Origin of the sequence: Loktanella sp. DJP18 (assembly GCF_049310965.1) — a bacterium.
Classification (GTDB): domain Bacteria; phylum Pseudomonadota; class Alphaproteobacteria; order Rhodobacterales; family Rhodobacteraceae; genus Loktanella.
This window is the reverse complement of record NZ_JBMERN010000061.1, coordinates 1-22465: the sequence shown is the minus strand read 5'-3', so window position 1 is coordinate 22465 and position 22465 is coordinate 1. Positions and strand designations below refer to the sequence as shown.

The 22465-nt window shown below is 66.1% G+C and carries 20 protein-coding genes; 13 read left to right on the top strand and 7 right to left on the bottom strand.

The genetic code is table 11. From position 1 onward, the window contains the following. Both ACOI1H_RS15975 and ACOI1H_RS15970 read right to left on the bottom strand, forming a co-directional pair. Nucleotides 1–558: Gfo/Idh/MocA family protein (locus ACOI1H_RS15975; protein WP_422438833.1), on the bottom strand; the 558-nt coding region annotated here is incomplete at its 3' end. Nucleotides 559–562: 4 nt separating this feature from the next. Beyond that, the gene (locus tag ACOI1H_RS15970; RefSeq protein ID WP_422438832.1) at nucleotides 563–1270 is read right to left on the bottom strand and encodes a GntR family transcriptional regulator; all 708 of its coding nucleotides are present in this window, start codon (nucleotides 1268–1270) and stop codon (nucleotides 563–565) included. 90 nt (nucleotides 1271–1360) lie between these two features. Here ACOI1H_RS15970 and ACOI1H_RS15965 point away from each other — a divergent pair, with 90 nt between their 5' ends. The 6 genes from ACOI1H_RS15965 to dctP all read left to right on the top strand — a co-directional run bounded on the left by ACOI1H_RS15965 (nucleotide 1361) and on the right by dctP (nucleotide 7237). After that, nucleotides 1361–2521, top strand: a complete 1161-nt coding sequence (locus ACOI1H_RS15965; RefSeq protein WP_422438831.1) for an LLM class flavin-dependent oxidoreductase — start codon at nucleotides 1361–1363, stop codon at nucleotides 2519–2521. Continuing rightward, nucleotides 2518–3414, top strand: a complete 897-nt coding sequence (locus ACOI1H_RS15960) for an aldo/keto reductase (RefSeq protein WP_422438830.1) — start codon at nucleotides 2518–2520, stop codon at nucleotides 3412–3414. The genes ACOI1H_RS15965 and ACOI1H_RS15960 overlap by 4 nt, the downstream gene beginning before the upstream one ends. After that, entirely contained in the window at nucleotides 3414–3920 is a 507-nt protein-coding gene (locus ACOI1H_RS15955) for a flavin reductase family protein (RefSeq protein WP_422438829.1), read from the top strand. Before ACOI1H_RS15960 ends, ACOI1H_RS15955 begins: the two co-directional genes overlap by 1 nt. A gap of 134 nt (nucleotides 3921–4054) precedes the next feature. Then, complete coding sequence (locus ACOI1H_RS15950; protein WP_422438828.1) at nucleotides 4055–4645, top strand: TRAP transporter small permease; 591 nt, start codon at nucleotides 4055–4057, stop codon at nucleotides 4643–4645. Then, complete coding sequence (locus tag ACOI1H_RS15945; protein WP_422438827.1) at nucleotides 4646–6124, top strand: TRAP transporter large permease; 1479 nt, start codon at nucleotides 4646–4648, stop codon at nucleotides 6122–6124. Nucleotides 6125–6169: 45 nt separating this feature from the next. Continuing rightward, on the top strand, nucleotides 6170–7237 hold the full coding sequence (gene dctP / locus ACOI1H_RS15940) for a TRAP transporter substrate-binding protein DctP (RefSeq protein WP_422438826.1): 1068 nt from the start codon (nucleotides 6170–6172) through the stop codon (nucleotides 7235–7237). Nucleotides 7238–7376: 139 nt separating this feature from the next. Here the strand turns inward: dctP and xylB are convergent, their stop codons facing one another. The 4 genes from xylB to ACOI1H_RS15920 all read right to left on the bottom strand — a co-directional run bounded on the left by xylB (nucleotide 7377) and on the right by ACOI1H_RS15920 (nucleotide 12127). Next, nucleotides 7377–8813: a xylulokinase gene (gene xylB / locus ACOI1H_RS15935; protein ID WP_422438825.1), complete on the bottom strand. Its 1437-nt coding sequence runs from the start codon at nucleotides 8811–8813 to the stop codon at nucleotides 7377–7379. After that, on the bottom strand, nucleotides 8814–9590 hold the full coding sequence (locus ACOI1H_RS15930) for an ATP-binding cassette domain-containing protein (protein WP_422438824.1): 777 nt from the start codon (nucleotides 9588–9590) through the stop codon (nucleotides 8814–8816). Between the two features lie 12 nt (nucleotides 9591–9602). Then, nucleotides 9603–10943: a sugar ABC transporter permease gene (locus ACOI1H_RS15925; RefSeq protein WP_422438823.1), complete on the bottom strand. Its 1341-nt coding sequence runs from the start codon at nucleotides 10941–10943 to the stop codon at nucleotides 9603–9605. A gap of 155 nt (nucleotides 10944–11098) precedes the next feature. Further along, complete coding sequence (locus ACOI1H_RS15920; RefSeq protein WP_422438822.1) at nucleotides 11099–12127, bottom strand: substrate-binding domain-containing protein; 1029 nt, start codon at nucleotides 12125–12127, stop codon at nucleotides 11099–11101. 239 nt (nucleotides 12128–12366) lie between these two features. Here ACOI1H_RS15920 and ACOI1H_RS15915 point away from each other — a divergent pair, with 239 nt between their 5' ends. The 7 genes from ACOI1H_RS15915 (at nucleotide 12367) to ACOI1H_RS15885 (ending at nucleotide 22059) form a co-directional block, all read left to right on the top strand. Continuing rightward, nucleotides 12367–13617 carry an ROK family protein gene (locus tag ACOI1H_RS15915; RefSeq protein WP_422438821.1) on the top strand — a complete coding sequence of 417 codons (1251 nt, stop codon included), beginning with the start codon at nucleotides 12367–12369 and terminating at the stop codon, nucleotides 13615–13617. Beyond that, nucleotides 13614–13787 carry a hypothetical protein gene (locus ACOI1H_RS15910; protein ID WP_422438820.1) on the top strand — a complete coding sequence of 58 codons (174 nt, stop codon included), beginning with the start codon at nucleotides 13614–13616 and terminating at the stop codon, nucleotides 13785–13787. The genes ACOI1H_RS15915 and ACOI1H_RS15910 overlap by 4 nt, the downstream gene beginning before the upstream one ends. A 327-nt stretch (nucleotides 13788–14114) precedes the next feature. Further along, complete coding sequence (locus ACOI1H_RS15905) at nucleotides 14115–14795, top strand: ImuA family protein (RefSeq protein ID WP_422438819.1); 681 nt, start codon at nucleotides 14115–14117, stop codon at nucleotides 14793–14795. Nucleotides 14796–14805: 10 nt separating this feature from the next. After that, the gene (locus ACOI1H_RS15900; RefSeq protein WP_422438818.1) at nucleotides 14806–16677 is read left to right on the top strand and encodes a Y-family DNA polymerase; all 1872 of its coding nucleotides are present in this window, start codon (nucleotides 14806–14808) and stop codon (nucleotides 16675–16677) included. Between the two features lie 306 nt (nucleotides 16678–16983). After that, entirely contained in the window at nucleotides 16984–20280 is a 3297-nt protein-coding gene (locus ACOI1H_RS15895; protein ID WP_422438817.1) for an error-prone DNA polymerase, read from the top strand. A gap of 25 nt (nucleotides 20281–20305) precedes the next feature. Then, nucleotides 20306–20701 (top strand): carboxymuconolactone decarboxylase family protein, encoded by a 396-nt coding sequence (locus ACOI1H_RS15890; protein WP_422438816.1) that lies wholly within the window; start codon nucleotides 20306–20308, stop codon nucleotides 20699–20701. Between the two features lie 122 nt (nucleotides 20702–20823). Beyond that, nucleotides 20824–22059: a multidrug effflux MFS transporter gene (locus ACOI1H_RS15885; RefSeq protein WP_422438815.1), complete on the top strand. Its 1236-nt coding sequence runs from the start codon at nucleotides 20824–20826 to the stop codon at nucleotides 22057–22059. A gap of 73 nt (nucleotides 22060–22132) precedes the next feature. Here ACOI1H_RS15885 and ACOI1H_RS15880 read toward each other — a convergent pair. After that, the coding region (locus tag ACOI1H_RS15880) for a sensor histidine kinase (RefSeq protein ID WP_422438814.1) at nucleotides 22133–22465 on the bottom strand (333 nt) is incomplete at its 5' end.

Here is a 22465-nt window from a genome sequence, read left to right as displayed (position 1 = left end):
TAGGTCGAAGAAATGGCAGCACTTTTCCACCAGCGTGCCGCCGGTGCGGGCGTTGAAGCGGTTCCAGTCGCCGATCTTGGGCAGGAAGGGAAAACGGTGTTCGCGGATGGTCAGCATCCGGATGCCGCCGGTCGCGGCCTCGGCCTGCGCGATCAGGGCGGCGACAGGCGGCATGTAGCGGTATTCCATCGCGACCCAGACGGGGTGCGGATAGGTGGCGAACAGCGATTCGACCTCTGCCCGGTCCGACGGGGTGATGAACAGCGGCTTTTCGCACAGGATCGGCAGCGGCCGGGTCGCCACGATCTGGCGCAACTGCGGCACGTGGCAGTCGTTCGGGCTGACGATGACAAGCGCGTCGAGGGAGCGATCGGCCAGCAGGTCGTCAAGGCTGTCCGCGACCCGCGCGCCACCGCCAAGCGCTGCCGCAGCCTGCGCCAGATCGGGCATCGGATCGTGGACGACGGCCACCGCGGCATCCCCCAGCAACGCGATGTTGCGGATGTGTTCCTGCGCCATCATTCCGCAGCCGATGATCCCGTAATTCAAGGTCTTCACTGTCCTAGCCTTTTCCCATGCGAGAGATGTAGCGCGCCCGGTCCGCATCGAACCAGGTGCGCGAGAATTCGACCCGCGCGCCGTCGCCGTCACGGCCAAGGCGCGTGACATGGGCGCAGGGCACACCGACGGGTGGCGGAAAATCCGCCGGTGCCCAATCCGGGACGGCGCGTTGACCGACGCGATCCTCGACCGCCGCGATCACTAGTCCCAGCCGGTCGCGGTAATGCAGATAAAGCGACTCCGACAGATCGTCGGCGGTCAGGTTGGCCGCGCGGGCGGCGTCGAGCCAGATCTCCTCGACCGCCACCGGGGTGGCGTCCAGCCGGCGTAGACGGCGGATGCGCCAGCCGTGGGTGTCGGGTCCGAAGACAGGGGCGTCGCGGGGCTTGGGCAGGCGGTCCACCGTCAGGACCTGCGCCGTGGGCAGGCCGCCACCGCCGCGCCGTTCCAACTGCAGAAAGCCATAGACCGAGCTGACGCCGGCGACATGGCGGATGTAGTTCCCCGACCCCTGCACGCGCACCAGCAGCCCCTTGTCCGCCAGCACGGCCAGCGCCTTGCGCAGGGTGCCCACCGACAGGCCAAGGTTGCAGGCCATCTCGCGCTCTGGCGGCAGGCGCGCGCCGTCGGCCAGATGGCCGGCCGCGATGTCGCGGATCAGCCGTTCGCTGATCTGGATATATTTCGGCAGGGTGGCGGAGGCTGGCACGTTGCGGTCCTGACGGACGGGGCGATCCCGATTGATACAGCATTGCTACACTTCGATACCCATGCTACGCAAGGTGTCAGGAGGAACGCCATGACCGACACCATCGTCCCGATCACCAGCCCGGACCTGGACGCGGCTGAAGTGTCGTGGTTTTCGGCGCTCTGTTCCGACGACTATCAGCTCCTTGGCGTGCCGGACGACGATCTGCGGTCAAGCTGGGCGCATTGCCGCGATATCGGGCTGGAAGCAGAGCGTCAGGGGTTCCGCAATATTCTCGCGCCCTCGTCCTATCAGGTCGGGCAGGATACACTGTCCTATGTCGCCGCGATGGCACCGCTGACCGACCGGATCAACTTCCTCGCCGCCATCCGCTGTGGAGAGATGCAGCCGATCATGCTGGCCCGCACGGTCGCGACGCTGGACCACATGCTGAAGGGCCGTCTGACGCTGAACGTCATTTCGTCGGATTTCCCGGGCGAAAAGTCTGACAGCGCCTACCGCTATCGCCGCAGTCACGAGGTCGTGGAAATCCTGCGCCAGGCCTGGACCCGGGACGAGATCAACTTCACCGGCGAGATCTATGATTTCAAAGGGGTTTCCACCGATCCGGCCAAGCCCTACCAGACAGGCGGACCGCTGCTGTACTTCGGCGGCTATTCCCCTGACGCGCTGGAATTGTGCGGCGCACAATGCGACGTCTATCTCATGTGGCCTGAAACGCAGGACGTGCTGGCCCAACGGATGCGCGACGTGAATGCCCGTGCGGCAGCCCATGGTCGCACGCTGGACTACGGCCTGCGCGTGCACATGATCGTGCGCGACACGGAAGCCGAGGCCAAGGAATACGCCGACTATATCGCCAGCAAGTTGGACGACGAATACGGCAAGCTGATACGCGACCGGGCGCATGACAGCATCAGCCTTGGCGTCGCACATCAGGCCCGCGCGCGGGAACTGGCGGATCAGTTCGGCTATACGGAACCAGGGCTGTGGACGGGAATCGGACGGGCGCGGTCAGGCTGTGGTGCGGCACTGGTGGGGTCCACCGACCAGATCCTGTCCAAGATCGAGAGCTACCAAAAAATGGGCATCCGTGCCTTCATCTTCTCGGGTTATCCGCATATCGAAGAAGCGCAGCATTTCGGCCAAAAGGTCATGCCGCACCTGAAGACCTGTGCGCTGCCCGAAGCCTATGGCCTCGTGCCCGCCACCACACCGCAGACGCCGCTTGGCGCAGGACCCCGCCGATGAACCGCATCAAGATCACCGAAAACCTCGATTTCAGCCGCATCGTCTATGGCATGTGGCGGCTGGGCGACGACGACGACACCAGTCCCGCCCATGTGCAGGCCAAGATCGAGGCCTGCCTCGAACAGGGCATCACGACGATGGACCAGGCCGACATCTACGGCGGCTACCGTGCGGAAGAGATCATGGGCGCCGCGTTGAAACAGGCTCCGCACCTGCGATCCGACATCGAGGTCGTGACCAAGTGCGACATCGTGATCGACGCGGGCCGCCACGCGGGCGCACCGGTGAAATACTACGATACCAGCCGGGCGCATATCGAAGCCTCTGTCGATGCGTCCTTGTCGCTGATGGGGCTGGACCGGATCGACCTGCTGCTGATCCACCGCCCCGATCCGCTGATGGATCACCATGAGACGGGGCGCACGCTGGACGAGCTCGTGACCGCGGGCAAGGTTCGTGCCGTGGGTGTGTCGAACTTCCGGCCCTGGGACTGGGCGCTGCTGCAATCGGCAATGGACACGCGGCTGGCGACCAACCAGATCGAATTGTCGCTGGCCAGCCTCGACCCGCTGACGAACGGCGACGTGGCGCATCACCAGCAGCACGGCACGCCGATCATGGCCTGGTCGCCGCTGGGCGGCGGGCGGCTGATGGACGGGGCCAATGGCCCTGACCTGCACGAGATGATGGTGGCGATGGCCGAAGCGCACGGCACCGATACGGCAGCCATTGCGGTCGCGTGGCTGCTGGCGCATCCTGCGCATATCCTGCCCGTCATGGGCACCAATACCCTGAGCCGGATCGCGACGCTGTCCGACGCCCTGAAGATCAACATGAGCCGACAGGCGTGGTATCAGCTCTATACCGCCGCACTCGGACAAGAGGTTCCTTGATGGACGCAGGCACGATTCAATCGTTCAACCCGGCCACCGCGCCCGACAGCTTTCGCGGTGCGCTCGGCACCTTCGTCACCGGCGTCACGGTCGTGACGACGGATAGCCCGGACGGCCCCGTCGCCATCGTGGCGAACAGCTTCGCCTCCGTATCGCTCGACCCGCCTCTGGTGCTGTGGTCGCCCGCGAAATCCAGCAAGCGGTTCGAACATTTCGCTGGGTCGCGCCGCTTTGCCGTGCATGTCCTGTCGGCTTCTCAGCGTGACATCTGTGCGGCGATCATCGGCTCCAAGACCGCCATCGCCCGGGTGCCGATGCACCTGTCGCATTGCGGGATGCCCTTGATCGAAGGCGCGCTGGCCACCTTCGAATGCAGCCTCGAGGCCACGCATGATGCGGGCGACCACGTCATCGTCGTCGGCCGCGTGACAAAGGCGCACCATACCGGGGGCGACCCGCTGGTCTTTCACGCCGGAAAATACGGCACATTTGCCATGCAGGACTGACGCCTTCATTCATCTGGCCGGGTAAACTCCGGGGGGAGGCGCGGCACGCGACGGGGGGCTGGCCCCCCACTTCCGGTTCTTCGCGAAGAACGGGCAACGCCCGGGTACCGGGCACAACAGGGGAGGAGCCGGTGATGCCGGTCCTGTTCGGGGTTCTGTGGCCCCTGCAAAAGATCAACGACGTCCTGCTTGGCCTGGGCCGGGTGCTGGCGATCGTCGCACTGGCACTCATGGTGTCCTTCATCCTGGGGCAGGTGTTCTTTCGCTACGTCCTCAACGATGCCCCCCGCTGGACCGAGGAAGCTGCCCGCTTCGGGATGCTCTGGATGACCGGCCTGCTGGCCCCGGTCGCCTACCGCCAGGGCGGTTTCGTCGCGATCGACATGCTGGAACGCGCCCTGCCCCGGATCATGGCCGGCCTCCTGGCGCTCGCCCTGCTGGCCGTATCGCTCTGGGTGCTGGTCATCATGTGGGACCGGGGGCTGCACAACCATGTTGTCAGCCTGTCGGGCCGAGGCCAGATGCCGTCGTTGCGCCTGCCGCTCGACTGGATCGGCGGGGAACCGGTCCGGTTTCGCAACTCATGGATGTTCGCCTCGCTCTGGGTCGGTGTGAACCTGCTGATCCTCGTGAACGTCGAACTGATGCTGCGACAGGTCATCAGCCTGCTGGGCGGCGGTGCGCGGCTGAAGCCGCTGGGCGATACGACCGTGATGGCCGAATAGATGCTGCTCTGGTTCCTCCCCCTTTTCCTGATCCTGATCCTGATCGGCCTGCCGATCGTCTTCGCGCTCATGGTCTCGCCCATCGCCGTGATCCTGGCCGAAGGCGATACCCGCAACGTGGTCGCCGGTCTCTACCGCAACCTCTACAGCGGGATGGACAGTTTCCCGCTGATGGCCTTGCCGTTCTTCATGCTCGCGGGCGAGATCATGAACCGCGGCGGCATCACCATGCGCCTCGTGGAGTTTTCGCAGGCCTTCATCGGCCACCTGCGCGGCGGCCTCGCGCATGTGAACATCCTGTCCAGCTTTCTCTTCGCGGGCATGTCCGGGTCGGCGGTCGCCGATGTCTCCGCCCTTGGCTCCACCCTGATCCCCGCGATGGAGAAGAACGGCTACACCCGCCGCTTCGCTGCCGCGATCACCGCCGCAAGCTCCGTCATCGGGCCGATCATCCCGCCCAGCGGCATCATGATCATCTACGCCTACGTCATGGGCGAAAGCGTCGCTGCCCTGTTCCTTGCGGGCATCGTGCCGGGCATCCTGATCGGGCTGGGCCTGATGGCCACCGTCTGGCTGATGGCCGACCGCTATGATCTGCCCAAGGCCGAACGCATCGTCCACCACGGCCAGACGATCAGCCTGACCGAATACTGGGTCAGCCTGATCCTGCTGCGGCTGAACATTGGCTACCTTCTCTATGCCCTTGCCCGCCTGATCCCCGGCGCGGACGCCATGCCTGGCCTGCTGTTGTTCGGGGTCATGCTGATCCCCGCGCACCTGATCCTGCTGGGCTACCGGGCCCGCGTCAGTCACGATTTCCGCCTGATCTGCAAAAAGGCCGTGGCCCCGATGCAGACCCCCATCATCATCCTGGGCGGCATCCTGATCGGCATCTTCACCCCGACCGAGGCGTCTGCCGTCGCGGTCGGCTACGCCCTGATCGTCAGCTTCTTCGTGCTGCGCGCCATGACCCTGCGCGATCTGTGGTCCGTGCTGGGCAAGGCAGCACTCGGCACGTCCGCGGTGCTGCTGCTGGTCGGTGCCGCGGTCGCCTTCAAGACCGTGGTATCCCTGTCCTACGCCCCCGAAATCCTGGCGGATTTCATGCTGTCGCTGTCCAGCAACCCGCTGGTCCTGCTGTTTCTGATCAACATCCTGCTGTTCGTCATCGGCATGTTCCTCGATGCGGGTCCGGCGATCATCATCCTCGGCCCGATCCTGGGTCCGATCTTCGTCAGCCTCGGCGTCGATCCGATCCATTTCGCCATGATCATGTCCGTGAACCTGACCGTCGGCCTCGCCACGCCGCCGATGGGACTGGTGCTCTTCGTCGCCTCCACCGTCAGCGGCGAACGGGTCGAGACCATCGCCCGCGCCATCCTGCCCTTCCTCGCGGTGGAGGTCGCGGTGATCTTCCTGATCACCTACATCCCCGCGATTTCCATGACGATTCCGCGTCTGGCCGGTTTCGCCAACTGATACGACACGTCAATATACCAGAACCGAAAAACGGGAGAGAGAACCATGAAACACCTGATCACCGGCGCGCTGACCGCCGCCCTGCTGGCATCCACCGCCGCCACGGCCTGGGCGCAGGACGCGGCCTATACCCTGCGTGCCACCGCCAACAGCAACGAGAACGACGAAGACTACGACGGCCTTGTGGTCTTCAAGAATTACGTGGAAGCCGCCTCCAACGGCCAGATCGCCGTCGAGATGTTCATCGGCACGCAGCTGTGTTCCACCGGCGAGGAATGTCTGCAGGGTGTGGCCGACGGGTCCATCGACATCTACATCGCGACCTCGGGCGGCACCGCGTCGCTGTTCCCCTTCGTGCAGGTCCTCGATCTGCCCTACCTGATGGCCGACGACCGCGTGGCCGAGGCCGTGCTGGACAACGGGTCCGACTTCGTGGCCGACATGCGGGCCCGCGTGCTGGAAAGCTCTGGCGACCAGATCCGGCTGATGACGATCGGCAACACCGGTGGCTGGCGCAACATCGCGACGACGACCACGCCGGTCGCGACCCCGGCGGACATGGCGGGCCTCAAGATCCGCACGGTCCCCGCAGAGCTGCCACAGGTGCTGGCCACGGCCCTCGGTGCCTCGCCCACCGCTATTCCGTGGCCCGAACTGTTCACCTCGCTGCAGACCGGCGTGGTCGAAGGCACCGCGAACGGCATCACCGACATCATGTCGATGAAGTTCCCGGATGCGGGCCTGAAGAACCTGACGCTGGACCAGCACGCCTACATGGGCGCGCTGTGGTTCATGAACAACGCGAAGTTCCTGGAGATGCCGGAGGATCTGCGCAAGGTGGTGGCCGACGGCTTCTATCAGTTGCAGCAGGCGACATTCGCCAGCCCCAAGCGCAAGTCGATCGAAGCCTATGAGGCCTTTGCCGCCGCCGGTGGCACGGTCTACGTCCCGACGGCCGAGGAAAAGGCAGCCTTCCAGGAAGCCGCAGCCCCGGTGCAGGAGTGGTTCCGCACGAACGTCGACGGCGGCGGAGAGGTCCTCGATTCCTTCCTGGCCGAGATCGAGGCCGTCAACGCGCGCCTTGCGACGGAATACGAGGCCGAACTGAACTGATCCTCAGGGCCGCCCTCCGCAACACGGAAGGCCCGGCGCGGGATGCGCCGGGCCTTTTTCTTATCGCGCAACCGTCCATATTCATCTGGTCGAAAATATTGCGGGGGAGGCGCAGCCGGGGGCAGCGCCCCTTCCGCCCTCAGTCCAGATCGCGGACCGCCCTGTAGGCCGCCCGATACCGCGCATGGGCCGTCAGGAAGTCGTCGTGCAGGGGGATGACGGGGTCCACCGTGCGGGCGATGGGCGGGGTGCCGCAGGCTTCCACGCCCGCACCGGTCGCGGCCATCAGGCCAAGGCGCGCGGCGCCGTAGGCACCGCCGAAGTCGCCCGCGACGGGCAGATCGATGGGCAGGCCCAGCGACGTGGCGATGGCCTGCACCCAATAGTCGGACTTCGTGCCGCCGCCGACGCCGATCAGGCGGTCGATGCGGGTGCCGGTGCCGGTCAGCGCGTCGAAACTGTCGCGGAAGGCGTGGGTGACGCCTTCCAGCACGGCGCGCGTCATGGCGGCACGGTCGGTGGCGTGATCGAGGTGTAGGAATTGACCGCGCACCGCGGCGTCGTTATGCGGCGTGCGCTCGCCGCCCAGATAAGGCAGGAACAGCGTGCGCGAGGGCGCGCGCAGATCGCCCAGCGCGCCGGTCAGCGCGGCGACATCTTCGCCAGCGACCCCGGCCCACCAATTCAGTGCATCCGCGGCCGCGAGGATCACGCCCATCTGGTGCCAGGTGTCCGGCAGCGCATGGCAGAAGGTATGCACGGCAGAGGCCGCGTCGGGCTGGTAGGCGTCCGATGCCGCGAACAGCACGCCAGAGGTGCCCAGCGAGACGAAGGCCTGCCCCGGCTTCACGATGCCGACGCCTACGGCGCTGGCGGCATTGTCGCCACCGCCGCCCGCCACGACGACGTCCTTCAGGCCCCAACGGGTCGCAAGCGTGTCGCGGACCTTGCCCGAAACGGCGGAGCCTTCGACAAGGCGCGGCATCGCATCCCGGTCGAGGCCGGTCGCGGCCAGCAGGTCGCCGGACCAGCAACGCCCACCGACGTCCAGCCAGCTTGTCCCGGCGGCATCGGACATTTCGGTGACATGCTCTCCGGTCAACCAAAGGCGCAGGTAGTCCTTGGGCAGCAGCACCATCGCCACCTTGGCGAAGACGTCGGGCTCATGGTTGCGGACCCAAGCCAGTTTCGGCGCGGTGAAGCCCGGAAAGACGATGTTGCCGGTCAGTCGACGGAAGTCGGGATTGTCGTCCAACACTGCGGCTTCGCGGGCCGACCTCGTGTCGTTCCACAGGATGCAGGGGCGCAGAACCTTGTCGGCGGCGTCCAGCAAGGTCGCCCCGTGCATGTGGCCCGACAGGCCGATGCCGCGCACCGCTGCCATGTCGACCTGCCCTGCTAGGCTGTCCATCACCGCCTCTGATGCCGCGATCCAGTCGGCGGGGTCCTGTTCGGACCAGCCGTCGTGGGGGCGTTGCACTGTCAGCGGCGCGGTCGCCTCTGCCAGCACCGCCTGCGCATCGTCGATGACGATGCCCTTAATCCCCGAGGTGCCGAGGTCCAGTCCGATATACATTCAAGCAGCCTTTTGCGGTTTCTTGCCGAGGATGATCATGCCGAGGATGTCGTCGTCCGTCACGTCCGCGACGTTCTCGGTTCCCACAAGCTGGCCGTTCTTCATCACGCTGACCCGGTCGCACAGGTCCATCACGTCCGCGATGTCGTGTGAAATCAGGAAGATGCCAAGGCCCTGCCGCTTCAATTCCTGCACCAGTTCCGCGACCATCTGGGTTTCCTGCGGGCCCAGAGCGGCGGTCGGTTCGTCCATGATCAGGATCTTGGCGTCGAAATAGACCGCGCGGGCGATGGCGACGGACTGGCGCTGGCCGCCGGACAGGGCCGATACGGGTTCCGCGAATTTCTTGAAGTTGGGGTTCAGCCGCTTCATGATCTTGCGGCACTCCGCCTCCATCTGCGCGTCGTCGACGCGCCCGAAGGTCGTCATCAACTCGCGCCCCAGAAAGAGGTTGCTGGCGGCGTCCAGGTTGTCGGCAAGTGCGAGCGTCTGGTAGATCGTCTCGATGTTGTAGTTGCGCGCGTCGCGGGGGTTGTTGATCGTCGCTTTCTCGCCATTGACGAAGATCTCTCCGCTGTCGGCAGCGTAGGCACCGGACAGGATCTTGATCAGCGTCGACTTGCCGGCCCCGTTGTGGCCCAGCAGGCCGACGACTTCGCCCGGATACAGGTCCACGGTGACGTCGTCGACGGCCTGGATGCCGCCGAAGGAAATCGAGATGTTGCGCATTTCGACAAGTGGGGTGCCGGTGCGGTCGATGTGAGGTTGGTCGCTCATGATATCTGGCCCTTACTTCGATTTGCGGCGGTAGAGGATGTCGAGGAAGACGGCGAGCACGAGCACGGAGCCGACGACGACCTGCTGCATGCCCGCGTCGAAGCCGATCAGCACCATGCCCGATTGCAGCGACTGCATCACCAGCGCACCCAGGATCGCACCGAAGATCGTGCCGACGCCCCCCGCCAGCGACGTGCCGCCGATGACGGCGGCCGCGATGACGTAAAGCTCGTCCAGCGTGCCCAGCGCGTTGGTGGCAGAGTTCAGGCGGGCCGAGGCGACGACGGCGGACAGGCCTGCCAGGCCGCCCATGATCGCGAAAATCTTGACCGTCATCCACTTGGTGTCGATGCCGGCCAGTGCCGCGGCCTCGGGGTTGCCGCCGATGGCAAAGACGTAGCGGCCGAACCGGGTGCGGTTCATCACGAAGTTCATCACGACCGCGACGACCATCAGGATCAGCACCGGAATGGCGAAGCCGTGGCTGATGAACAGGCTGTCGGGTTCGACAGTCAGATCGTTGGCGGCAATATACTGGCGCACGATGCCCGTCGGCCAAGGGTACGAATTGACCAGCAGCACGGCTCCGATGGCCGTGGCACAGCCAAGGATGGCAAGAAAGCTGTCGGCCCAGGCCGGCCGCTGCTTGAACTGGAACTTGGTGCGCTGGCGGCGGCCATTGACGATCATGAAGATCACGCCGGCGCAGATGATCGCACCGACGATCCACGATCCCGTGGACCCGACGGCCCCATAAGGCCCGCCGCCAAGCAAGGTAAAGGTGCTGTCGACGGGCGATATCGTCTCGCCCCGCGCGACGAGGAACGCGCAGCCCCGCCAGACCAGCAGACCGCCCAGCGTCACGATGAAGGCGGGAATGCCACCGTAGGCGATCAGGCTACCCTGAAAAGCGCCGATCAGCATGCCGCAGATGATGCCGAATATCACCGTGATGACCCAGATCAGCGGATGCCCGAGGCCCAGGTATTCCGGAAGGATCCGGACCTGCATCATGCCCATCAGGATCGCGGTGAAACCCAGGATAGACCCGACGCTCAGATCGATGTGCCGGGTGATGATGACCAGCACCATGCCCGTCGCCATGATCCCGATGGACGATGTCTGGACAGAGAGGTTCCACAGGTTGCGCGGCGTGAGGAAGAAACCCTGCCCGTTCACCAGCACGCCATACATGTGAAAGCCGCCCCAGATCAGGATCAGCGCGACGACCATGCCGATCAGGCGCGTGTCGAGTTCGGTCGCGGTCAGGAAGCGCGACCAGACGCTCTTGTCCGTCGCCTGTGACGGCGGCGGATTCGACGGGGCCGCGGGGGCGTTCGTGGTATCGGTCATGGCAGGTCCTGTGCGGCTGGGACGATGGCGGTGCGACGGTCACGCAGCGGGCATCGCCCCGGCGACCTGCCGCTGTTGGATCGGACGGCAAGCAACTGCCGTAAAATGAAAAAACCGGCGCGGGGGTCAGCCCCCCGCGCCGGTCACGTCATGGCTTACTGGCAGGCGGCGACGGTATCCATCGCACCTTCGCAGGCCTGCTCCTTGGAGATGTGGCCGGCGTCGATGACGAGGTTCAGGTTGTCGGCGGTGATCGGAGTCGGTGCGAGGAAGATCGCATCCATTTCCACGCCATTCTCGCCACCGGCCCACTTCTGAGCCTCTGGCACTTCTGCCAGTGCGGTGCCACCAGCGAGGGCTACGGCGATTTCCGCCGCGCGCTTGCCCAGATCGCGGGAGTTCTTCCACACGGATACGGTCTGCGAGCCACGGGCGACGCGGTTCAGCGCCGCAAGGTCGCCGTCCTGACCGCCGACCGGCACGTCAAGACCCTGCGCGGACAGTGCCGCGATCACGCCACCGGCCATGCCGTCGTTCTCGGCCAGTACGGCGTCGACTTCGTTGTTGGCCGAGGTCAGGATCTGCTCCATATTCTTCTGGGCGTTCTCGGGCTTCCAGCCGTCGCTGAAGGCTTCACCGACGATGGTGACTTCACCGGCGTCGATCTTGGGCTGAAGCACTTCCATCATGCCGTCCAGCAGGAACTGCGCGTTGGGATCACCGGGGTCGCCCTTGATGATGGCATAGTTGCCGGTCGGCTGAACGGCACTGACGGTTTCAGCGATGATCGTGCCGACGCCCTTGTTGTCGAAGGTGAGGTAGAAGGCGCGGTTGTCCTCGATCAGGCGGTCGTAGCCGACGACGGGGATGCCTTCGGCGGCGGCCTGGTCGATTGCCGGCCCGATCGCGTCCTTGTCCATCGCTAGAATGATCAGCGCGTCGGCGCCCTGTGCGATCAGCGCCTCGACGTCGGTCAGCTGCTTGGCGGCAGAGGCCTGCGCGTCGGCGGAAATGTAGGTGGCACCGGCGGCTTCCAGGGCTTCCTTGATCGCGGCTTCGTCGGTCTTCCAGCGCTCTTCCTGGAAGTTGGACCAGCTGACGCCGACGGTGAGGCCGTCTTGCGCGTAAGCGGCAGAGCTGAAACCGACCGTCGCGATGACGGCAGCGAGGATATGCTTGTTCATGGTGTCCTCCCAGACAGAATGTCCCGTGCGCATCACGGGGATTCGGGGTCCTGAGACCCGGTGCCGCTCAAAATGCCTATATTAGTTCAGTTGTCAAAATAATTTAGCAATGCCAATGGAATAATCTTGCAAATCAAACGGTCCGCCGGCGTAATGAGCGACGATGATGCCGCCGGGAGGGCCGCGTCGCCGCCGTGCGGCGTGTGCAGGTGCGGCATTATCTTCGGAGGGTGAAGTTTATGTATGACGCGGCCGGTCGCATCGTTTCGGTCCCTCATCTGCCGGGGTGCGGGCCGCTGTTGTCCTCGCAGGCTGACCGGACGGGCGGACTGCGTCAACAGGTCTTCGTTCATGTCCGCGGACGCGGTCAGGCCAGCCGCGCCGATATCGCGCGGGGGCTGGGCATCAGCGCAGGCAGTGTCACGGCCCTGACGGCAGACCTGATTCAGGCGGGGTTCCTGGAAGAGGTCGAGGATCAGCCGCGCGAGGCCGGTCGCGGGCGCCCGCCCGTTGCCCTGCGGGTCGCAGGCGGCAGCCGCTTCGTCATCGGGATCAAGGTCGCCGATACCCGCCATTCCGCCGTGCTGACGGATTTCGCGGGTCAGATGGTCGCCGATGTGACTCTGCCGACCGCCCTTGGCCGCAAGCCGGCGGCCGCACTGGTGGCAGAACTGGCGGCACTGGTCGACCGTCTGCTCTCCGAAGCGCGGCGCAGCATCGGCGATGTGGCGGGCGTGGGCCTTGGCATTTCCGGCATCGTCGAACACGACACCGGACAGGTGCCCTGGTCGCCCCTGATTGCAGGCCGCGACGCCCCGCTGGCGGCCATGCTGGCGGACCGGCTGGATGTGCCGGTGCGGATCGACAACGATGCCAACGTGCTGACCCTGGCTGAACTCTGGTTCGGGACCGGGCGCGACCGGTCGGACTTTGCCGTCGTGACGGTCGAACACGGGGTCGGCATGGGCCTCGTGCTGAACAACCGGCTGTTTCGCGGCGGGCGCGGCATGGGGATGGAGTTGGGGCACACCAAGGTCGCGCTGGACGGGGCGCTGTGCCGCTGCGGCCAGCGCGGCTGTCTGGAGGCGTATCTGGCCGATTACGCCCTTGCCCGCGAGGCGGGAACGGCGCTGGACCGGACCGGAAGCGGCACCGACCATGCCGCGATGATCGACGCCCTGTTCCTGGAGGCGAAGGCCGGCAATGCCGCCGCCGCCACGATCTTTCGCCGCGCCGGGCGTTATCTGGCCGTGGGGCTCGCCAATGTGGTGCAGTTGTTCGACCCTGCGCTGATCATTCTGGCGGGCGAGCGGATGCGTTATGAATACCTTTATTCCGACGCGGTCCTGCGCGAGATGCAGGCGCTGACCCTTGCCGAAGGCCGCACCTCCTGCGAGATCGCGACCCATGTCTGGGGCGATCTGGTCTGGGCGCAGGGGGCGACCGCGCTGGCACTGGCTGATGCGACAGAGGCTTTGCTGGGGGCATGACAATGCGGTTTATCGTGGTATTGGCGCTGCTGGCGCAGCCGGCGCTGGCACAGGTGCGGTTCGAGGATCGCTCTGCCGCATTCGAAACGGTGGGGGCCTATCCGCTGGACATCGACGGCGACGGCACGCTCGACCTTACGTCATGCGCGTGGGGCCGGATGTGGCACTGAAGGGCGGGCCGGAGTGCCGCTTTGCCGATGCCACGGCGGACTGGGGCATTGCGCAGACAGACCAGTGGACCACCGCCTTCACCGCTTGGTGAGAGGATGATGGCCGCCCGGTCATGGCGCTGGGGCACTACGTCGACCGGAGCGGTCCGGACGGGCCGTTCTTTGCGCCAGACAAGTTGTTTTCATGGTCATCCCGGTGCCATCCGCAGCCGTTACGGCACCTTGCCTTGACGTTGTGCATATCGCAACGGTGCGCAGATCGCGGTTTGACGAAAGCGGCCCGAAGGACTAGAACAAAAACGGAACAAATGGAATCGGAGGCCGCCCGTGAACAGCCCCTTCATCGCCGCCCGGATGACCCCGGATGACCCCGACGCGGATCGCGCGCCGCCCGCGCGGGCGGAACCGACGCTGGCCGAATACTTTGCCGACAATGCCGCCGACGGCGCGGTGACGGCCTTCACCTTTCAGCAGTTGCAGGGGGCGATCGCGACCGGCAAGCCGCTGTTGTGGATGCAGGACCGCATGACCCAGCGCGAGGCGGGCAAGCCCTATCCTCCCGGTCTGCCCGCAGGGCTGAAGCTGATCCTCGTGACCGTGAACCGTGCCGTCGACGTGCTCTGGGCGATGGAGGAAGGGTTGCACTGCGATGCGCTCTGCGCCGTGATGGGCGAGGTCTGGGGCGATCCGCCGGTGCTGGATTTCACCGCAACCAAACGGCTGGCCCTGCGGGCAGAGGCGCGGGCGATTCCCGCCTTGCTGATCCGCCGCGCCGCACACCCGAACCTGAGCGCCGCGCGCCAGCGCTGGCGCATCACCTCGCTGGCGGCCATGCGCGACCCCGACGACGACCGCGCGCCGGGCGCACCGCTGTGGCAGGCGGACCTGTTTCGCGCGCGAGGGCGTGCGCCGGGCAAATGGGTCGCCAGCCCCGGCACCGACGGCGTGACGCTGGCACACAGCGTCCACATGCACACTGCCCCCGACAATGCCCGTGCGGTCGGCTGAAGGCTTCCCCATGACAGACGCCAGCGCCACCTGTATCCTACCCTTTCCGGGCCGCCCCGCCAGGGCCGCGCCGCAGCCTGCGGCGCTGGTCGGGGGGGATAACCTGCGCCCAGCCGCCCCGGCGCTGCTGGAGCGTGCCGCGACCGTGCTGGACCGGGCTGCGACGGCACTGGACCCTGCGGCATTGCATCCGGCTGCATCGACCGCAACCGAACGCACGCCCATGGCACGGATCATCCGCACCGCACCGACCCTGAACGCAACGCCCTCCGGGGCCAGCCCGGTGATGCGACGCGGCGGGACAGAGGCGGACGGCACCGATGACGGTCCCGCAACTGACCGCGTGGCACTGTCGCGGCGCATCGTCAGCCTGCATCTGGCCGATTTCGCCATGGCCCGCTGGCTGCGCTGGGCCACCGCCCGCCAGGATGCGCCACCCGACGACCTGCCCGTCGTGATGGCGGTGGAAGGGCCGCATGGCCCCGTCGTCAGCGCCACCAACCGCGCCGCAACCCTTGCGGGACTGCACGCAGGCGCACGGGTCGTGGACATGCGCGCCCTGTGCCCTCAGGTCCGCGTCGTGCGCGCCGACCCGGATGGCGATTTGGAGGCGCTGGATAAACTGGCCCTTTGGGCGCGGCGCTGGTGCCCTTGGACGGCGGTGGACGGCGCGGACGGCATCGTGATGGACACCACCGGGTCCGATCACCTCTGGGGCGGCGAACCCGCCCTGCTGCGCGAGATCGAGGGCACGCTGGGCGCGCTCGGGTTCTCTGTCCGGCTGGCGATGGCCCCGACCCACGGAGCCGCTTGGGCGCTGGCGCGCTTCGGCACAGTGCGCAGCATCGCCACGCCCGCCACACTGGCCCTCCTGACCGGCCCCCTCCCCGTCCGCGCCCTGCGGCTTGATGCGGACACCGTGCTGCTGCTGCAACGGCTGGGGCTGAAGACCGTGGGCGACATCGCCGCCGTGCCACGCCCCAGCCTCGCGCGGCGGTTCGCGCAGGCCCCGCTGCCCCAGAATCCGCTGCTGCGGCTGGACCAGTTGCAGGGACGACTGGCCGAGCCGGTCAGCGCCCGCCTCGAGCCGCCAGGCTTTGCCGTACAGGCCCGCCTGCCAGAGCCGGTGCAGGACCCGACGCCCTACCTCGCCGACCTGTGTGCGGCGCTCTGCGCCGACCTTGCGGCGGCGGGCCACGGGGCGCGGCGGGTCACCGTGACCGTCTACCGCACGGACGCAGAGGTCAGCCGCGTCACCGCCACCACGGCCCGTGCCAGCCGCGACCCGGCGCATTTGCGTCGCCTCTTCGATGACCGGCTGGACCGGATCGACCCGGGCTACGGGTTTGAGCTGATCACCCTCGACGCCACGGCGACAGAGGCGCTGCACGCGGTACAGAGCGGCCTGGACGGGCGGGCGGACGACGGTGCGGCGCTGGCGCAGATGGTGGACCGGCTGTCGGCCAGGCTCGGGGCACCTGCGGTACGCACACCTAACGCGCATGCCAGTCACATCCCCGAACGCAGCCTCGCCTGGATGCTGGCCCTGTCGCAGGCCCCGGGCGGTCACGATGCCCTGCCCTGCACCGACCGCCCCCTGCGGCTGCTGGATACGCCAGAGGAGATCCACGTCCTTTATGCCGTACCGGAAGGGCCGCCGGTCCAGTTCCGCTGGCGGCATGTCTCGCACCGCATCGCCCGCTTCGTCGGTCCCGAACGGATTGCGCCCGAATGGTGGAACGACCGTCCCGGCACGCGCCTGCGCGACTACTACCGGATCGAGGACGACGGTTGCCGCAGGCTGTGGATCTACCGCGACGGTGTCTACGGTGACGCCTACAGGGAGCCGCCACGCTGGTTCGTGCACGGCATCTTCGGGTGAACCGCCCCGTGGCCCCCGTCGCTGGGGGGGCCAGCCCCCCCGGGCCAAAGGCCCTCCCCCCCGAGGTATTTTCGACGAGAAGAAGCAAGGGTTTCTTAACCCTCTTCGCGCATCCTGAGTCGGCGGTACAGGCGGAGGCGCCGATGACCGCACGAGGAGAAGGCGTTCCGTTGACCCATAGGGTTGCGGAACGCTGGACCCACCTCAGGCAGTTTGGGCTTCTTCTCGTCCCAAATACCTCGGGGGAGCCGCCTTTGGCGGCGGGGGCAGCGCCCCCATGCAACCCCGATGTGGGGGACGACCCCGATGCCTGAGAACGACAATCACCATCCCCGGCACACACTGCCGGAGGATGGCACCTATGCGAAGAACCCCAAGGCCCCTTACGTCGAACTGGGGCTATTCACCTGCTTTTCCTTTCTGCGCGGGGCCTCTGACGCCGCCGACCTGGCGGGAGAGGCCTGGGCCCTGGGCTATGACGCCATCGGGGTCGCTGACCTGAACACCCTTGCCGGTGTCGTGCGCATCCACACGGAGGCGAAGAAGACCGGGATGCGACCCGTCATCGGCGCACGGATCGCACTGGTGAGCGGCGAGACCTTCCTCGCCTATCCGCGCAACCGGCAGGGTTATGGGCGGTTGAGCCAGCTGATCTCGAAAGGGCGGATGCACGACCCCGACGGGGCCTGGCAGGCGAAAGGGGTCTGTGATCTGACGCTGGCGGATCTGGCAGCGCACAGCGACGGGGTGCAGCTGATCGCCGTGCCGCCACGCGATCTGCGCGGCTTCGGGCGCACTCTGTCCCGGCTTGTCCGCGCCCTGCCGACGTTGCGCCATCTGGCGGCGAGCTACCTCTATCGCGGCGACGACCGCGCGCGGATCACGCGGCTGGACCGGATGGCGGGGCAGAATGGCCTGCGCCTGCTGGCGACGAACGATGTGCTTTACCATGCGCCGGACCGCCGCCCCCTGCAGGACGTCATGACCTGCATCCGCGAGAAGACGACGCTGGCAAAGGCAGGCTACCGGTTGGAAGCGAACGGAGAGCGGCATCTGAAATCGCCTGCGCGGATGCAGCAGCTCTTCGCCGAATGGCCCCATGCCATCGCCGCGACCCGTGCGGTGGCCGATGCCTGCCTCTTCGATCTGGAAGAACTGGCCTATGAATACCCCTCGGAAGTGATCCCAAAGGACAGCACGCCACAGGCCCATCTGGAGAAGCTGACCTGGGAGGGCGCGACCACGCGCTATCCCGAAGGCGTGGCAGAGGTCACGCAAGCCACCCTGCGCAAGGAACTGGCGATGATCGCCAAGCTGGATATCGCGCAGTATTTCCTGACCATCCATGACATCGTGCTGTTCGCCCGGTCGCGCGGCATCCTGTGCCAAGGGCGCGGGTCGGCGGCGAATTCCGCGGTCTGCTATGTGCTGGGCATCACCGCCGTGGACCCGGCACAGCACGCCTTGCTGTTCGAGCGCTTCATCAGCGAGGAACGGAAGGAGCCACCCGACATCGACGTGGATTTCGAACACGAGCGGCGCGAGGAGGTGATCCAGCACATCTATGAAAAATACGGCCGCCACCGGGCGGGCCTGTGCGCGACCGTCATCCACTATCGCCCCCGGTCGGCGATCCGCGAGGTCGGCAAGGTCATGGGTCTGTCCGAGGACGTGACGGCGGCGCTGGCAAAGACCGTCTGGGGCAGCTGGGGCACCGATATCGGCGAGAGCCACGCGGCAGAGGCCGGCGTGGACCTGAGCGACCCCTTGCTGCGCCGCACGCTGATCGTGGCGCGGCAGATGATCGGGATGCCGCGGCATCTGGGCCAGCACGTCGGCGGCTTCATCCTGACCGAACGGGCGCTGACCCAGACGGTGCCGATCGGCAACGGGGCGATGCCGGACCGGACCTTCATCGAATGGGACAAGGACGATATCGACGCACTGGGCATCCTGAAGGTCGATATCCTGGCACTCGGGATGCTGACCTGCATCCGCAAGTGCTTTGATCTGATCCGGGCGCATTACGGCCACGACTGGACGCTGGCGAGCGTTCCGCAGGAAGACCCGCGGGTCTATGCCATGCTGTGCAAGGGTGACAGCATCGGGGTCTTTCAGGTCGAATCCCGGGCGCAGATCAACATGCTGCCGCGCCTGCGGCCGCGCACCTTCTACGATCTGGTGATCGAGGTCGCGATCGTCCGCCCCGGTCCCATCCAGGGCGACATGGTGCATCCCTATCTGCGCCGCCGGTCGGGAGAGGAACCTGTCAGCTATCCCTCACCCGCCCCGCCGCATGACCCGGAAGAGTTGAAGAAGATCCTGGGCCGGACGCTGGGCGTGCCGATCTTTCAGGAGCAGGCGATGAAGGTCGCCATCGACGCGGCCCGGTTCAGCCCGGCCGAGGCGAATGAATTGCGCAAGGCGATGGCGACCTTTCGCAGCCGCGGCACGATCGAGCTGTTGCAGGACAAGATGGTCGGCCGGATGGTCGAACGCGGCTACGATGAGGAGTTCGCGGCGCGGTGCTTCAACCAGATCAAGGGCTTCGGCGACTACGGCTTTCCCGAAAGCCATGCGGCAAGCTTTGCGCAACTGGTCTATGTCTCAAGCTGGCTGAAGTGCCATTACCCGGCAGCCTTCTGTGCGGCGCTGCTGAATTCCCAGCCGATGGGGTTCTACGCGCCCGCGCAGATCGTGCGGGACGCGCAGAACCATGAGGTGACTGTGCAGCCGGCGGACGTGAACTTCTCGGACTGGGACAATACGCTGGAACCGTATCGCAGCGGCTGGGCGGTGCGGCTGGGGCTGCGGCAGATTAGCGGGCTGCGGGCGGACGCGGCGGCGCGGATCATGGCGGCCCGCGATGCGCCCTATGACGACCTCGAGGCGCTGAAGACCCGCGCTGGCCTGACCGCCCCCGTGGTGCGCAGACTGGCCGAGGCGGACGCCGTGCGATCCATGTGGATCGACCGCAGGCAAGCGCTGTGGGAGGCGAAGGCGCTGCGCGATGCACCCGACCTGCCGCTGTTCCGGGGCGGGCGTGATGAAGGGGCAGAGGTGACCGTGCCGCTGCCGGTGATGCCCGTCTGCGAGCAGGTGGTGGCTGACTACCAGACCATGAGGCTGTCGCTGAAGGCGCATCCGATGTCATTTTTACGACGCAGTTTGACACGACAAGGCTATTCCAGCACCGCAGACTTGCAGAAATTCAACAAAGGCCGAAAGATCAAGCTGGCCGGTCTCGTGTTGATCCGGCAGCGGCCCGGCAGCGCCAAGGGCGTCTGCTTCATCACGGTCGAGGACGAGTTCGGGGTGGCGAACCTCGTCGTCTGGCCAGCCGTGATGGAGCAGTTCCGCAAGGCGGTGATGCAGTCGCGCCTGCTGGTCGTCGAAGGCTACGTGCAGCGCGACATCGAGATCATCCATATCGTGGCCCAGACCCTGACCGACCGGTCCGACGCCCTGCTGCGGCTGGCCCCCGACGCCATGCCGCAGGCGATGGGGCGCGGCGACGAGGTGACGCATCCGCAGGCCCCCAACGGCGGCCGCCAGCATCCGCGCGACGTGCGCATCATTCCCAAGAGCCGCGACTTCCACTAGCCTCGTCGCGACAACGGAGGACACCATGACCGGCACATTCGACGAAGACCTGTTCCTGAAGGGGTTGGAGAAGCGCAAGGCGACACTGGGTGCGGATTACGTCACCAGGAACCTGGCAGCGGCCGACGACTTCACCCGCCCCTTTCAAGAGGCGATGACGGCCTGGTGCTGGGGCTTTGGCTGGGGTGACGAGGTGATCGACGCCAAGACGCGGTCGATGATGAACCTGTCGATGATCGGTGCCCTGGGCAAGATGCACGAATGGGACCTGCATTGCCGCGGCGCACTGGACAACGGCGTGACCCGCGACGAATTGCGGGCCATCATCCACGTCATCGGCATCTACTGCGGCGTGCCGCAGGCACTGGAATGTTTCCGCGTGGCCCGCAAGGTGCTGGAAGAACGCGGTGCAATCGCTTGAAAAAATGATGCTTCCGTCAAAAAATCGCCAAATGCATGGCGGCTATGCGAGGTCCGGGGTTGCCAGCCCCCCGGTCAGAGGCAGATAGAGACCATTCTTTGTAAATGTCCGGACGTGACCCGATGAGTTTTGTTCAAAGCGCCGCCCAACGCAGGGATCCGGCGTCCCTTGGTTACGTCGAGTTCGTTGCCATGATCGCCTTGCTGATGGCGCTGAACGCCGCCGCGATCGACGTCTATGTGCCCGCCTTGCAGGACATCGGCACCGCCCTTGGCGTCGCGGACGAGAATCGCCGGCAATTCGTCATCACAGCCTACGTGATCGGCTTCGGCGGGGCGCAGATCGTCTATGGCCCCCTGTCGGACCGGTTCGGGCGCCGCAAGATCCTGTTCGCGGGGCTTGGCATCTATCTGGCCGGGGCCGTGGCTGCCGTCTTCGTCCCGACGTTCGAGGCGCTGCTGCTGACCCGCCTGATCCAGGGCATCGGGGCGGCCGCGACACGAGTCATCGCCACGTCGGTCGTGCGCGACCGCTTTTCAGGCCCGCGGATGGCCAGCGTCATGTCGCTGGTGATGATGGTCTTCATGGTCATGCCGGTCCTGGCCCCGAACCTTGGGTCCATCGTGCTGGCCTTCGGCACCTGGCGCGAGCTGTCGGGCTTCATGGTGCTTGTCGGCATCATTGCGCTGGTCTGGACCTGGGCCCGCCTGCCCGAGACGCTGGATCCCGCCAACCGCCGCGCCCTGCGCCTGAAGCCCGTGGCCGAGGCGTTCGGCATCGTGCTGACCAACCGCATCGCGTTCTGCTACACGCTGGCCATGGCCTCGTTCTTTGGCGCGTTGTTCGCGTTCATCGGCCAGGCCGAGCAGATCTACACCGGCATCTACGGGATCGGCCCGCACTTCACGATCTATTTCTCGCTCGTGGCGCTGTTCATGGCCGCCTCGTCCTTCGCAAACTCGCGACTGGTCGCACGGTTCGGCATCAGGCGGCTGTCGCATGGCGCTTTGCTCGGATTCATCGCAGTCGCGGCCGTGCATCTGGCGCTGGCGATCGGCTACGGCGGTGCGACGCCCTTTCCCCTGTTCCTGACGCTGTTCATCCTGATGATGTGCTGCTTCGGCTTCGTTCCGACCAATTTCAACGCCATGGCGATGGAACCGCTGGGCCGTGTCGCCGGCGTCGCCTCGTCGGTGCTGGGAGCGGCCCAGACCCTCGGTGGCGGGTTACTGGGGGCTGCCGTCGGATACCTTTACGACGGCACGCTGATTCCCCTGCTGGTCGGATTCATGGGTCTGGCGTCGGTGTCGCTGATCTGCGTGCTGGTCGCCGAAAAGGGCCGCCTGTTCGGTGCCTGATGGCACCAAGACTGCGCGTCCTCTCACTACGTTTCATCGAACGCAATTCAAGGCGAAGATCAAATCGTCAGTCTTACATCTCTAGAAAGAATGTTGTGCCCGGGCCAGCATTCTTGGCGTATCTGATCACGCCGCCGTGCGCCTCCATGATGCGACGCGAGATGTTCATGCCAAGCCCGGTGCCGCCGATCTTGCGGGTGTCCGATGCATCGAGCTGACTGAAACGGTCGAAGACCTTTTCTGAATCGCTATCGGAAAGACCGACGCCCATGTCACTGACGGAAATCCTTGTCTGCTGGCCGGCCCGCTCGATCCTGACCGAAATCGTGCTGCCGTGCGGCGAGAACTTTGCCGCGTTGGACAGGACGTTGGACAGAACCTGCTGCAGACGCCGCCGGTCACCTGT